Here is a 13062-nt window from a genome sequence, read left to right as displayed (position 1 = left end):
TCACATCACCCCCAAAAAAAGAGCAAAAACCCCCACTGCACTCAAAAAGCACGAACATATTCTAAATTTCCCTAAATCGATCCTTATGCCACCCGTCCTAAACCTTTGCCTCAAAGGCAAACAGACCATCCTTTGCTCCCTGCTCTTCCTCAGCTTCACCCCCCTCCACGCATCCCCCACACCCTCCGACACCATCGGCCGCAAAAAAGACATCAACTACAAAAAGGAACTCCGCGAATGGCGCCACCACGAAAACGAGGTCAACACCCGCTATCGCCAGCTCACCCGTCAGCAGCAACGCCTCGCCGCCCAAGGCAAAAGCGATACCCTCCTCAACCAACGCGTCACAAGGCTAAAAAAGATCGTCGCCACCCTCGATTTCCTCCGCCACGACGACTCTCCCTATTATTACATCGTCAAAACCGTTCCGTCCACACAAAGCGCCGGCGCAACCGTCTACGATACCGCCAGCAGGTATATTGTATTTGGAATACAGGACGGCGACAACAACACCTATAGTTTCGTCCACGAAGTCACCCACGGTCTTCAATTCGCCCAGGGCCAGCTGGTGTTTAATAAGTCATCGGGACTGAGCATAGGAGACGATATCGGCGACGAACTCGAAGCCTACAGGAACCAATTCGCCTACGATACCTCATCCGTATCCGGCATCCACGATTTCGCCGCCATAGACAGCGCCTGGCTCCGAAGCCTGAAGGACCGCGACAGCGTCCCTCTGTACTCCCCAAAGATCACCGGAAAATACAACACCATCGGACTGACAACTGTCACCGTCGATTCCGACACCGTCGCACTCCGGGCCGCCTACCCGGCAATAACGTCCTGGGGCGACTTCCGCTTCCCCCTAAAAGACGCAACCCATTTCATCTTCCGCGTGGGCTCCAATAACTACTCCACCACCGGCAACAAAATACACGACGGCCTCCCCCGGATCGGTAGATCCTCTGCTCCGCCGGATCGCTCTCCGGATAAACGTCTATCAGCTTCACGACCCAGTCCGGTTCCGGATCCCGAATTTTTTTGGGGGACCGTACATATCTTCCTCGGTCCCGGAATCCGCCCACGGTCAGCGTCGGGACACGCGGCGAGTCGAGGATCGAAGACATCGCCTGCTTTTTCCAGTATTCGTCGTAGTTGGGATGAAGAGTAAAATTATTCCACGAGGGCAGCCTGTTCAGGAGATATTTGCTGTTCACATTGGACAGCGGCCCCAGCCGCAGATACCTGTCACAGGTGTCCTTCTCGGGGAAAGGAAACAACGAATCAATTTTCGGGATCTCCTCCATAACCGCTGCATGACACAGCTGCGAACAGCAGGATGAAGAAGCTCCTGACAAAGGAGTATATCATAGAAAAGGTGTTTGCTCCCTACTGCCCAAAATTCGTATGAGCCCCCAGCCACGCCATCATCCCGGCCCCGATCTCGATCGCAGACTCATCGATATTAAAAGTAGGCGTATGCACTCCCGACGTGATCCCCTTCTCTTCATTCATCACCCCGAGCCGGTAAAAACAACCCGGTATCTGCCTCGTATAATACCCAAAATCTTCAGCGCCCATCCGTATCTCCGTCTCCAGCACCCGGTCCCGCCCCATGAACTCCCTCGCCTCAGCCCGGGCGACCGTATCCAGCGCTTCATTGTTGTAGACCATCGGATATCCGACGTCGATATGCAGGTCGATCTCCGCTCCCATGCTATGGACCAGCTCGGTGGCCTGCTTACGGATCAGCTCGTGGGCGCGGAACCTCCATTCCTCGTCCATAGCCCGGAAGGTACCCATCAGCCTGACCTCGCTGGGGATGACATTGGTCGTATAACCGCCCTGCACGGAGGTGATCGAAAGAACAGACGGGGACAAAGGATTACGGTTGCGGCTGATTATCTGCTGCAGAGCCACCACCAGGTGGGAGGCAACAAGGATCGTATCCACCGTCAGGTGCGGAGCAGCCGCGTGTCCGCCCTTTCCTTTGATGGTAATATAGATCTCGTCGGCGCTGGCCATCACCATACCGCCCCGGAAACTCAACTTGCCAGTTTCCAGTCCCGGATGCACATGCAATCCGAAGATCGCCTGCGGCTCCGGGTTCTTCAATACCCCTTCTTTTATCATCAGACTCGCGCCGCCGGGATTCTTCTCTTCTCCGGGCTGGAAGATCAGCTTGACCGTCCCTTCCCATTCGTCCTTCAGCTGGTTCAGTATGCGCGATGCTCCAAGCAACACGGTCGTGTGAACATCGTGCCCGCATGCATGCATCACTCCCTCGTTGGTCGATTTATAAGGAATATCATTCTCTTCCCTGATGGGCAGGGCGTCCATATCCGCGCGCAGCGCAACCACTCTCTTGCCCGGGTTCTTTCCCTGCAGCAACCCCACTACACCGGTGCCGGCCATTACCTGGAACGGGATCTTCAGCTCCGAGAGCTTCTCCTGAACGAACTGCGACGTTTTATACTCCTGATAAGAGAGTTCGGGGTGCGCGTGCAGATGATGCCTTATCGATATAAAGTCCGGGGCGTATTCTTTTGCGAGCTGCTGAATCTTTTCCTTTAACATGGATATGGGATCAAAATTTTATTAGTGGTTATCGTCCGCGATCTTCACCTGGGGTCGTCCGCGATCTTCACCTCGATCACGTCCCGGATAACATACGTACCCGAAGGGAACAGTCGTTCCAGCTGTTTCTGCATCTCTTCCGCCTCTTCCTGCGTCTTGAAGTTACCTACTTTTAATTTATAGTTCGGCGCCTGATACAACAGATAGGGCTTCAGATCGGGGAATTCCTGGTAAACCTTTGCCTTTGCCGCAAAGACCTTACTGCGGTCGGTCGTGTTGATCACCTGTATCCGAAACCCCGGCATATTCTTGCGGGTTTCCCTCGTCGTCTCCGCATTGATCTCTATCTGTTTAAGGATCAGCTTGTCCACACGCGGGTCTTTCACAACCGCCGCCGAGCCCATGGTCGCCGTTGAGTCGGTCTGGGCCAGGCTTCGCTGGGCCATGAACAAAGTGACGATTAAGAGAAGTTTATACATAGTAATTTTTTTCACACTCCTGCAAATGTCCGGCCAAATCCCTGCGGACCAGCCTCAGTAGCCGCCTCCAACCCCCGCGCCGCCGCCAGCCCCGCCGCTACCCCCGAGCCGCCGGGTCCCGCCGGGTGTCCCGGCTCCGTATGTTCCCCCTTCACAATCTCCACACTCGCACTACACCCCAACCTCTCTGCCCCGGCCTCCACCAGCGAAGCCGCAAATCCATAATCCCGTATCCCCCCGAAGCCTTGATCTTTATCCGCGCCGGCAAATGCCCCCTCATCAACCGCACCGCGGCAAGCGACGCCCCCTTCTCCGCATATCCCGTCGACGTCTTCAGAAAATCCACACCCACCCGGCTATAGATCCCACAACACTTCACGATCTCTTCGTCGGTCAGGATCCCGCTCTCGATGATCACCTTCACAATCTTCCCCGATGCATGGATCCGCCGGGTCAGTATACTCATCTCTTCTTCGAGCCGGTCCCAGTAACCTTCCTTCAAAGCTACCAGATTGATGACAATATCCAACTCGTCCGCTCCGTCGGCAATAGCCTGTTCGACTTCCGCCAGCTTGGCCGCCGTCGCAGAATAACCAAAAGGAAAGCCGATCACAGTCGCGACTTTTATCGCCGGATGAGCCGTAGCCGCAGCCGTCCTCACTAATGGCGGCGGCACACACACCGCGGCGAACCCATATACCAGGGCCTCGTTACATATTTTGTTTATATCAATATGTGTAGCCGTTGGCTTTAATAACGTATGATCTATATACGAAGCGATGTTAATCACCGACATTTTACCGTTGATATAATATTCAAACAGTAAAATTACTCCATTTACCTAAATTAGGGACCATTTTTCAACTAACACAACATGAGAAGCTCGCAACATCATCCGAGGGGAAAGATTCTCACCCTCGCCTTCACCGCATCGATCTCACTGATTTCCATTTTTAGCAAGGCCCAGACAACTTTCCCCGTGAACGGCGTAGCCAATCCCAGGGTAGGATGCTATGCCTTCACCCACGCAACGATCATAAAGGACGGCCAGACAACGATGTCGGATGCGACACTCGTCATCCGCGACGGCCTCATCGTCAGCGCCGGGCCCTCGGCCTCCGTGCCCAAAGACGCCGTCGTCGTCGACTGCAGCGGTAAATATATCTATCCCTCATTTATCGATATCTACAGCGACTACGGCATCCCAGCCGCTGAGAGGGGTACAGCCCGTCCCGCCTTCGATTTCCGGGCGCCGGCGCAGATAACCTCCAATACAAAAGGCGCCTACAACTGGAACCAGGCCATCCACCCCGAGACCGACGCCTCCCGTCTTTTCACAGTGGACGACGCAAAGGCAAAGCCGCTCCGCGAAATAGGCTTCGGCACCGTCCTTTCGCACCTGAAAGACGGCATCGCCCGCGGCACCGGCGTAGTCGTCACCCTCGCCAACGACAAGGACAACCTCGTCGTAGTCAAACAAAGGGCGTCCGCCAACTATTCGCTGAATAAAGGATCCTCCACACAGAGCTACCCCGGCTCGCTGATGGGCTCCATCGCCCTGCTTCGCCAGACCTATCTCGACGCACAGTGGTACAAGAGCCTGCCCGCGCACGAAGGAACCAATCTGTCTTTGCAGGCATGGAACGAACAACAAACGCTCCCCCAGCTCTTCGACGGCGGGGACAAATGGGGCGACCTCCACGGCGACCGCATCGGCGACGAGTTCGGAGTTCAGTATATCATCAAGGCCGGCGGCAACGGATACCAGCGGATGCAGCCGATCATCGCAACCAAAGCAGCCTACATCATTCCCCTCAATTTCCCCAGGCCGTAGACGTGGAAGACCCGGGCGACGCCCGCTATGTCTCCCTCGCGGATATGAAACACTGGGAAATGGCGCCTACCAATCCTGGAGCATTCGAGAAGGCCGGCATCACCTTCTGTCTCACCGCCTCGGATATGCACGATACGAAACAGTTCTTTACCAACCTCCGCAAAGCCTTCGACTATGGCCTTTCAGAAAATAAAGCGCTCGAAGCGCTGACAAAGACCCCCGCGACCCTCATCGGCATCTATGACAAGGTCGGCAGCCTGGACGCCGGCAAACTGGCCAATTTTCTGATCACCAACGGTCCGGTCTTCAACGAAAAGACCAGCATCGTGGAGAACTGGGTACAGGGCAAAAAATACGACGTAAAGAAAGAAGCCTGGAAAGACATTAAAGGCCAGTACGCTCTGGCCGTGACCGTCGCCGGCGGAACTACCGGCAACTATGTTCTCGACGTCAAGTCCCCGACATCCGCCAGCATCATCGGCAAAGACACCCTCAACGCGAAATTCAGCTACGACGGAGTCCTCATCTCTCTTAGTTTCCCAGTGCCCGCAGCCGGCCGCGGAGGCGATGTCCCAGGCCGCGGGGCAGAAACCCCGGGCCGCCGCGCAGGCGGCCGCGTCCCCGCCGCAACCCACCTCAGCGGCGTAGTCAACGGCAGCAGCTGGAACGGCAACGGTACCGATTCCGCCGGCAACCTCGTCGTCTGGACGGCTACCTTCACAAAAGCAACGCCGCCCACCCCCGACACGACCCATAAGAGAATAGCCAAAATAGGCAAAGTCCTCTATCCCTTCGACGGCTACGGCTGGGACAGCCTTCCCAAACAGGAAGACCTCCTGATCAAAAATGCCCTCGTCTGGACCAACGAAAAAGAAGGGCGGCTGGAAAATACCGACGTACTGGTCAAAGCCGGCAAGATCGCTAAGATCGGAAAGAACCTCTCCGCCGCAGGCGCCGCCACTATCGACGGCACCGGCAAATGGCTGACGCCGGGTATCATCGACGAGCACTCCCATATTGCGGCCTTCTCCATCAACGAAGGCGCGCAGTCAGTGACTTCCGAGGTGCGCATCGCAGACAACCTGAACCCCGAAGACATCAACATCTACCGCCAGCTCGCAGGGGGCGTCACGAGCTCGCATATCCTCCACGGCTCCGCCAACACCATCGGCGGCCAGACCCAGCTGATCAAACTTCGCTGGGGCGTCGACGACGAAGGCCTGAAGTTCAGGAACTGGGACCCTTTTATAAAATTTGCGCTCGGCGAGAACGTCAAACGGACCACCTCCTCCAACAACAATCGCTTCCCCGACACCCGAATGGGAGTCGAAGAAGTCCTGATGGACGCCTTTACCCGCGCGAAGGACTACCAGCAGCAACGGAAAACGGCGCCGAACGTCACTCGCCGCGACCTCGAACTGGACGCACTCGTCGAGATCATGGAACACAAGCGGTTTATCACCTGTCATTCCTATGTCCAGAGCGAGATCACGGCACTCATGCGGGTCGCCGAGAAATTTGGGTTCCGCGTCAATACCTTTACGCATATACTGGAAGGTTATAAGGTGGCGGACAAGATGAAGGAACACGGCGCCAGCGTATCGACCTTCTCCGACTGGTGGGCGTATAAGATGGAGGTACAGGACGCTATCGCCTACAACGCCACCATCATGCAAAAAGTGGGGCTGAACGTCTGCATCAACTCCGACGACGCCGAGCAGGCTCGCCACCTCAATCAGGAAGCGGCCAAATCTGTAAAATACGGCGGCATGTCCGAAGACGACGCATTCAGGATGGTAACGCTCAATCCGGCCAAAGCGCTCCACGTAGCCGACCGCGTCGGCAGCATAAAAGAAGGGAAAGACGCCGACCTCGTCTTGTGGAACGACAATCCCCTGAGCATCTACGCCGTTCCGCAGAAGACCATCGTCGACGGCATCGTCTATTTCGACATCGACCGGGACGCCCGGCTGCGCAGGAATATCGCCGCCGAGCGCAACCGGCTCATCCAGAAACTCATCGGTGAGAAGCGATCAGGTGCCACGATGGCGCCCGCGACCCCGAGCTTCCACGTAGAGCTCAGCTGCGGCGACCACGGCCACCACGAAGGCCTGCTGACCATCGACGAACAGGACGGCGACGAAAGCGCCGCCCTTGACGCAAACAAATAAAATACTACAACAATGAAAAGATCCATATATATACTGGCGATCTCCTTCCTGGCTGCGGCGACGCTGAAGGCGCAGGACGACGTCTATCCGGCAAAGCCTTATAAAGGCAAACTCTTTATCACCGGCGGTACCGTTCACGTCGGCAACGGACAGGTCATCGAAGGCGGTTCCGTCGAAGTCGACAACGGCAAGATCATTCGCGTCGGCACGGGCCTCACACCGGCCGGTGACGCAAAGGTCGTCGACGCAAAAGGGAAGCAGGTCTATCCCGGTCTTATCCTCCCCGTCACCGACCTGGGCCTGAAGGAGATTGGCAGCGGCGTCCGCGGCTCCAACGACTTCCAGGAGATCAGCGACATCGACCCAAGCATCCGGTCGATAGTGGCATACAACACCGATTCTAAGATCATCAATACACTCAAGGCCAACGGCGTGTTGCTGGCAGGAGTAACGCCGGAAGGCGGGACGATCAGCGGTTCGTCTACCGTCGTCCAGCTCGACGCGTGGAACTGGGAGGACGCAGCCTATAAGATGGACAACGCGATCCACATCACCCTTCCGAGCTTTATCACTCGTCCCCGGCGCTTCGGCGGTGGCGGCGGCCGCTTCGGCGCCCGGGCCCCATCCGATCCGGTGAAAGAGGCCCCGGCCAAGGTCGACGAGATCAGGACCTTCTTCCGCGAGGCAAGGGCGTATCAGGCCGAGTCGGCACACAAGGAAACCAACCTGAAGTTCGAAGCCGTCAAAGGCCTGTTCACGAAACAACAGCGACTCTTCGTCCACGGTGACCAGCTCAAACAGATGCTCATCGCCGTCGATATGGCGAAGGAGTTTGGTTTTGACGTCACCATCGTCGGCGGCAGCGAGTGCTGGCTGATTGCCGACCTGCTGAAACAAAACAATATTTCCGTCGTCCTGCAGCAGACCAACAGTCTTCCGACCACCGAGGACGACGACTACGACCAGCCATTCAGGGTGCCCGCGATCCTCCAAAAGGCCGGCGTCCTCTTCTGCATCAATGATGGCCACGAAGAAACGCGCTACCGCAACCTCATGTTCAACGCCGGCGTCGCCGCAGCCCACGGCCTCACCAAAGAGCAGGCCCTCCAGGCGATCACCCTCAACAGCGCAAAGATCCTCGGCGTCGACGACCGCACCGGCTCCCTCGAGGCCGGCAAAGACGCCAACGTCGTCATCAGCAACGGCGACATCCTCGACATGCGCTCCAGCATCATCGAACACGCCTTCATCCAGGGCCGCGAAGTCAGCCTCGAGAACAAACAAACCCAGCTGTACCACCGCTACATGACCAAATACGGGCTATAACCAGCTCTTCCAAAAAATGTGAAGGCCACCAAACAGGGGCCTTCTTTTTTTGCACGTGTATTGCCATTTACTCTGCTTTTATACTCTTCGCCGGATTCGCCATCCCCCCGTCGAAAATGCCCCCCACGGCAGTCCCCCCATCGTGCATCCACTGCATTCTATCGCGCAAATCTTACCGTCCAGAGAACAACTCCCTCCCCCAATACCAAAATTCTTAATTTTATCCAACTACATGTCCGACAGCTATATCAATACGAATGCTCTTGCCGGCGCTTCCTTTGCGAAGGATATACAGGGTTCGCGTCTCCTGAGAAGGCGCTGGCTTTACCACCTGCTTTTTTGGCTGGCCTATTTTGGGTTGCTGCTGGTATTATACGCCAGTCTGAGAGACGCTGTCACGCCCGGGAATTGCCTCATGTACCTGGTGCTGCTCGTTTTCCAGGCGTTATTTGCCTATGTCAATATCTATCTGCTAATACCGCATCTTCTTTTCGCGCGGAAATATTTATACTATGGTCTGGCGTTGCTGCTGGACATCCTTGCCTGCGCCGTTGTCGTTATGCTCGTCGAAAAGGTACATGCACAGATAGATCCCGTTCATTTTGGGAAAATGCAGATCGGGCTTCGGACCGTCAGCGTCGCTGCCGTCCAGGAGGTCTACCTGATGGGCATGGTGACGGGGATCAAATTTCTCAAGGACTCTTTTCTCAACCAGCAGTGGATGAAGGAAAAGGAAAAGCAATACCTCGAGACCGAGCTGAAATTCCTCCGCTCGCAGATCCACCCGCATTTTTTCTTCAATACCCTGAATAATATCTATTCGCTCACGCTGAAGAAGTCCGACGACGCCCCCGGCGTCATTCTCAAACTGTCCGACCTGATGAGCTATATGCTGTACGAGTCCAACGTTCCGATGGTGCCGCTGGTCAAAGAGATCGACTATCTGCAGAACTATCTGGACGTGGAGAAACTCCGGTTTGGCCAGCGCCTTACCATCAACTTTACCTGGTCGGGCTTCGCGGGCGATATCGCCATCCCGCCGATGATCCTCATCCTCTTTCTCGAGAACAGCTTCAAACACGGCGTCAAGAACAATATCAGCCGGATCCATATCGATATCTCCCTCTGGCTGGACGACGAGTTCCTCTATTTCAAAGTGGAGAACCCGCTAACACAGGACGCGCCAGCCTACGCCCCCTCTGCCTGGTCCCCGCAACCCCCGGCCAATGGCAAAGGCATCGGCCTCGCCAACGTCCGCCGCCGCCTCGACCTCCTCTACGGCACCCGCTACCACCTCGATATCCGGACGGAAAAAGGCATCTTCAGCGTACTCCTAAAAATGCCCCTATGCTGAAAACCCTCAACTATATGATCGTGGACGACGAACCCCTCGCCATCGACGTGATCGAGAACTACCTCGGCCGTCTCGACGCCCACAACATCACCCGCTGCGAGAACGCCGTCGAGGCCTTTCAGGCACTACAGAACAAACCCTTCGACGTCGTCTTCCTCGATATCGAAATGCCCCTGCTTTCCGGGATCGAGTTTCTAAAGAGCGTCAAAGAACCACCCCTCATCATCATCACCACCGCCTACCGCGACTACGCCGTCGAAGGCTTCGAGCTGGAAGTCATTGACTACCTCGTCAAACCCGTCTCCTTCCCCCGTTGGATGAAGGCGATGGAAAAACTCGTCAAACTCAAACTCAGCGTCAGCCAGCCCCTGCAAAAAAGGGCGAGACCCCCAAAACCACCGACTATCTCTTCCTCAAAGTCGACCGGAAATTCGTAAAGGTGCTGATCAACGACATCCTCTATATCGAGAGCCTCAAGGACTATATCCGCGTGAAAACCCCTACCCAGGCGCTCATCTCCTATCAGTCGCTCACCGACATCACCGACAAGCTGCCGGTGGAAAGATTCGTCCGCGTACACCGCTCGTATACCATCGCCATCGACAAAGTAAGCATGATCGACGGCAACTGCGTCGAGGTCGACGGCAGGCTTATCCCGATTTCCCGCGAACACCGCCAGGAGGTCATGGAAAAAATATACAAATAACACTGTCATTCGTCGCGCAAATCCTACCATTCAGCGAATATTGCTTCATTCGGCTAAAAACGCTCTCCCGTCTTTTTGCACCGAACTAGTTTTACGGCTTGTAAAACTGATTCTAATGCGAAAATTAATGCTAATCATCCTGACCGTTTGCCTGAGCACGGCAGCCATTGCTCAGGAGGTCTCAGGCACCGTTCTTGACGAATCCCAAAAACCGGTCTCCGGCGCAACCGTCGGCATCCGAAAAGCCGCCGACCCTTCGGGCAAAGCCGCCGCCCAATCCTCGGGCAAATCCGCCGACACCTCCATTCTAAAATATACCACCACCGACCCCACCGGCAAATACTCCTTCCAGAGTATCCCCGCCGGCACCTACACCATCCAACTCTCCCACATCGGCTACGCCGACCGCAGGTCGGCGCCATTCCAGTCAACGGAAACACAACAGTCCCCTCCCTCCAACTGGGCCAAAAGGCAGGAAGCCTGAAAGAAGTCGTCGTCTCCACCCACAAACCCGCCATCGAAGTAAAAGCCGACAAGACCGTCCTCAACGTCGAAGGCAGCATCAACGCCGTCGGCCGGGACGCCCTCGAGCTCTTAAGGAAATCACCCGGCGTCATGGTCGACAAAGACAATAACATCAGCCTCAGCGGCAAGAACGGGCTAAAGGTATACATAGACGGCCGCCAGGTCCCCTCAACGGCGGCGACCTCGCCGACTATCTCAAGACCATCCAGTCCTCACAGATCGAGGCCATAGAGATCATCTCCAACCCCTCGGCCCGCTACGAAGCCTCGGGCAACGCCGGCATCATCAATATCCGGCTCAAAAAGAACAGGTCCCTGGGCAACAACGGCTCCGTCACCGGCGGCTACGCCATCGGTACCCACTCCAACTACAACGGCGGGATCTCACTCAATCACCGCGACGGCCATATCAACTGGTTCGGCAATTATAACTGCAGCAATACCACCAACACCACCTGGCTTTCCCTCTACCGCAAACAGTTGGATACCCTCTTCGACCAGCACTCCGCGCTAAAGAATGAAGCAAAGACCCACACCTTCAAGACCGGGCTTGACTACTTCCTCGACAAGAACAACACCCTCGGAATGATGGTAGACGGTTCCCTTTCCAACTATTCCGTAATGACCCGGAGCGCCACCCCCATTTCCTATATCCCCGACGGCTCCGTCGTGAAGATCCTCGAGGCGAATAACAGCCGCAGCGGGAAAAAGAACAACGGCAACCTGAACCTCAACTACCACCACACCGATTCCTCGGGCCACGAGCTGAATATGGACGCGGACTACGGCATCTACCGTCTCCGCAGCGACCAGCTCCAGCCAAATCTCTATTTCGATCCCACCGGAGGCGGCCTTCTCTACAGCGATATCTACGACCTGCTGGCCCCCACCGACATCAACCTTTACAGCTTCAAGACCGACTACGAGCAAAATTTCAAAAAGGGTAGGCTCGGCCTCGGCTTCAAGACAGAGTATACGACCAGCGACAACGATTTCCAGCAATACAACGTATACCCCACCGCGAAAGTAAAGGACACCCTGCACAGCAACGGCTTCAACTACAAGGAGAATATCAACGCCGTGTACGCCAACTACAACAGGAGTTTTAAAGGATTCGTGATCCAGGCCGGGCTCAGGGTTGAGAACACCAATGCAAAAGGAGTCTCCAATGGCTTCAGGGAAGCCGGCGCCGGATTCGCGACCTACGATTCCAGCTTCACCCGTCACTATACCGGGTTCTTCCCCAGCGGCGCGGTCACCATTAATAAGGACCCGTTGCGGCAGTGGACCCTCACCTATAGCCGCCGCATCGACCGGCCGGCCTACCAGGACCTCAACCCCTTTGAGTTCAAGATAGACGAATACACCTATCAGAAGGGCAACACGGAGCTAAGACCCCAGTACACCAACAGTTTTGGGCTGACATACGTATTCATGTACCGGCTGACGACTACCCTGAACTACAGCCACGTAAAGGACGTATTTACCCAGCTCGTGGACACCGCCGACCGGTCCAAGGCCTTCCTCACGAAAAAAAATCTGGCTACCCAAAACATAGCGAGCCTCAATATCAGCTATCCCTTCCAGTACAAATGGTATAGCGCTTTCGTCAACGTGAATACGTTCTATTCCAAATACAAGGCCAGCCTGGGCACCGGCAGGAACGTAGACCTCGACGTCTTCTCCGCCAACGTGTTTTCTCAGCAGAGCGCGCGTCTGGGCGGCGGCTGGTCCGCGGAAGTGTCGGGATTCTATAGCAGCCCGGCCATCTGGGAGGGCACCTTCAAGACCCACGCGATAGGCAATGTGGATTTGGGCATACAGAAGCAGATCATGCAGAAGAAGGGAACAATAAAAGTTTCCGTGAGCGACGTCTTTCATACCCTGCATTTCACCGCCACCAGCGATTTCGCGGGACAATACCTCCGCGCCAGCGGCGGCCGGGAGTCCCGCCAGCTCAAGCTATTCTTCACCTATAAGTTCGGCAACACGCAGGTAAAGACCGCACGCCAGCGAAAGTCCGGACTGGAAGACGAGAACAAGCGGGCAAATTCATCGGGAGGCTTTGCCAATTAGGATGGATCAAAGACA

At 55.8% G+C, this 13062-nt stretch carries 14 protein-coding genes; 10 read left to right on the top strand and 4 right to left on the bottom strand.

Features of this window, described 5'->3' with window-relative positions; translation table 11 throughout:
* Positions 1-85: 85 nt before the first annotated feature.
* Positions 86-1171 (top strand): hypothetical protein, encoded by a 1086-nt coding sequence (locus tag ACQ86N_RS38685; RefSeq protein ID WP_431211685.1) that lies wholly within the window; start codon positions 86-88, stop codon positions 1169-1171.
* 218 nt (positions 1172-1389) lie between these two features.
* Here the strand turns inward: ACQ86N_RS38685 and ACQ86N_RS38680 are convergent, their stop codons facing one another.
* Genes ACQ86N_RS38680 through deoC form a run of 4 tightly spaced genes read right to left on the bottom strand, consistent with a single transcriptional unit; the run spans position 1390 to position 3852 of the window.
* Positions 1390-2577 carry a M20 metallopeptidase family protein gene (locus tag ACQ86N_RS38680; protein WP_431211684.1) on the bottom strand — a complete coding sequence of 396 codons (1188 nt, stop codon included), beginning with the start codon at positions 2575-2577 and terminating at the stop codon, positions 1390-1392.
* Between the two features lie 44 nt (positions 2578-2621).
* The gene (locus ACQ86N_RS38675) at positions 2622-3056 is read right to left on the bottom strand and encodes an SPOR domain-containing protein (RefSeq protein ID WP_431211683.1); all 435 of its coding nucleotides are present in this window, start codon (positions 3054-3056) and stop codon (positions 2622-2624) included.
* A gap of 11 nt (positions 3057-3067) precedes the next feature.
* Positions 3068-3211, bottom strand: coding sequence for a hypothetical protein (locus tag ACQ86N_RS38670; protein ID WP_431211682.1), 144 nt, complete (start codon positions 3209-3211; stop codon positions 3068-3070).
* Positions 3208-3852: a deoxyribose-phosphate aldolase gene (gene deoC, locus ACQ86N_RS38665; RefSeq protein WP_431211681.1), complete on the bottom strand. Its 645-nt coding sequence runs from the start codon at positions 3850-3852 to the stop codon at positions 3208-3210. Before deoC ends, ACQ86N_RS38670 begins: the two co-directional genes overlap by 4 nt.
* 78 nt (positions 3853-3930) lie before the next feature.
* Between deoC and ACQ86N_RS38660 the strand changes: the two genes are divergently transcribed.
* The 9 genes from ACQ86N_RS38660 (at position 3931) to ACQ86N_RS38620 (ending at position 13047) form a co-directional block, all read left to right on the top strand.
* Positions 3931-4890: a hypothetical protein gene (locus ACQ86N_RS38660; RefSeq protein ID WP_431211680.1), complete on the top strand. Its 960-nt coding sequence runs from the start codon at positions 3931-3933 to the stop codon at positions 4888-4890.
* Positions 4891-4892: 2 nt separating this feature from the next.
* Entirely contained in the window at positions 4893-7061 is a 2169-nt protein-coding gene (locus tag ACQ86N_RS38655; RefSeq protein ID WP_431211679.1) for an amidohydrolase family protein, read from the top strand.
* A 12-nt stretch (positions 7062-7073) separates the two neighbouring features.
* A complete protein-coding gene (locus tag ACQ86N_RS38650) occupies positions 7074-8387 on the top strand; it encodes an amidohydrolase family protein (RefSeq protein ID WP_431211678.1) in 1314 nt (437 codons plus the stop codon).
* A 232-nt stretch (positions 8388-8619) separates the two neighbouring features.
* Positions 8620-9741 carry a sensor histidine kinase gene (locus tag ACQ86N_RS38645; RefSeq protein WP_431211677.1) on the top strand — a complete coding sequence of 374 codons (1122 nt, stop codon included), beginning with the start codon at positions 8620-8622 and terminating at the stop codon, positions 9739-9741.
* Positions 9735-10178 carry a LytR/AlgR family response regulator transcription factor gene (locus ACQ86N_RS38640; protein WP_431211676.1) on the top strand — a complete coding sequence of 148 codons (444 nt, stop codon included), beginning with the start codon at positions 9735-9737 and terminating at the stop codon, positions 10176-10178. The genes ACQ86N_RS38645 and ACQ86N_RS38640 overlap by 7 nt, the downstream gene beginning before the upstream one ends.
* A 2-nt stretch (positions 10179-10180) precedes the next feature.
* Entirely contained in the window at positions 10181-10447 is a 267-nt protein-coding gene (locus tag ACQ86N_RS38635; RefSeq protein ID WP_431211675.1) for a LytR/AlgR family response regulator transcription factor, read from the top strand.
* 115 nt (positions 10448-10562) lie between these two features.
* Positions 10563-10931: a carboxypeptidase-like regulatory domain-containing protein gene (locus ACQ86N_RS38630; protein WP_431211674.1), complete on the top strand. Its 369-nt coding sequence runs from the start codon at positions 10563-10565 to the stop codon at positions 10929-10931.
* Positions 10932-11062: 131 nt separating this feature from the next.
* The gene (locus ACQ86N_RS38625; protein ID WP_431211673.1) at positions 11063-11203 is read left to right on the top strand and encodes a hypothetical protein; all 141 of its coding nucleotides are present in this window, start codon (positions 11063-11065) and stop codon (positions 11201-11203) included.
* Positions 11204-11451: 248 nt separating this feature from the next.
* A complete protein-coding gene (locus ACQ86N_RS38620; protein WP_431211672.1) occupies positions 11452-13047 on the top strand; it encodes an outer membrane beta-barrel family protein in 1596 nt (531 codons plus the stop codon).
* Positions 13048-13062 lie beyond the last annotated feature (15 nt).

This window comes from Puia sp. P3, assembly GCF_050632245.1.
Classification (GTDB): Bacteria; Bacteroidota; Bacteroidia; order Chitinophagales; family Chitinophagaceae; genus Puia.
Note: the sequence above shows the minus strand (reverse complement) of the source record. Positions and strands in the feature narration are given on the sequence as shown.

What these genes read in the sequence shown, in the direction of transcription:
- ACQ86N_RS38625 (WP_431211673.1), top strand. Translation starts at nt 11,063, where the DNA reads ATGGTCGACAAAGACAATAACATCAGCCTCAGCGGCAAGAACGGGCTA.
- ACQ86N_RS38650 (WP_431211678.1), top strand. Translation starts at nt 7,074, where the DNA reads ATGAAAAGATCCATATATATACTGGCGATCTCCTTCCTGGCTGCGGCG.
- ACQ86N_RS38645 (WP_431211677.1), top strand. Translation starts at nt 8,620, where the DNA reads ATGTCCGACAGCTATATCAATACGAATGCTCTTGCCGGCGCTTCCTTT.
- ACQ86N_RS38630 (WP_431211674.1), top strand. Translation starts at nt 10,563, where the DNA reads ATGCGAAAATTAATGCTAATCATCCTGACCGTTTGCCTGAGCACGGCA.
- deoC (WP_431211681.1), bottom strand. Translation starts at nt 3,852, where the DNA reads ATGTCGGTGATTAACATCGCTTCGTATATAGATCATACGTTATTAAAG.
- ACQ86N_RS38680 (WP_431211684.1), bottom strand. Translation starts at nt 2,577, where the DNA reads ATGTTAAAGGAAAAGATTCAGCAGCTCGCAAAAGAATACGCCCCGGAC.
- ACQ86N_RS38660 (WP_431211680.1), top strand. Translation starts at nt 3,931, where the DNA reads ATGAGAAGCTCGCAACATCATCCGAGGGGAAAGATTCTCACCCTCGCC.
- ACQ86N_RS38675 (WP_431211683.1), bottom strand. Translation starts at nt 3,056, where the DNA reads ATGTATAAACTTCTCTTAATCGTCACTTTGTTCATGGCCCAGCGAAGC.
- ACQ86N_RS38685 (WP_431211685.1), top strand. Translation starts at nt 86, where the DNA reads ATGCCACCCGTCCTAAACCTTTGCCTCAAAGGCAAACAGACCATCCTT.
- ACQ86N_RS38640 (WP_431211676.1), top strand. Translation starts at nt 9,735, where the DNA reads ATGCTGAAAACCCTCAACTATATGATCGTGGACGACGAACCCCTCGCC.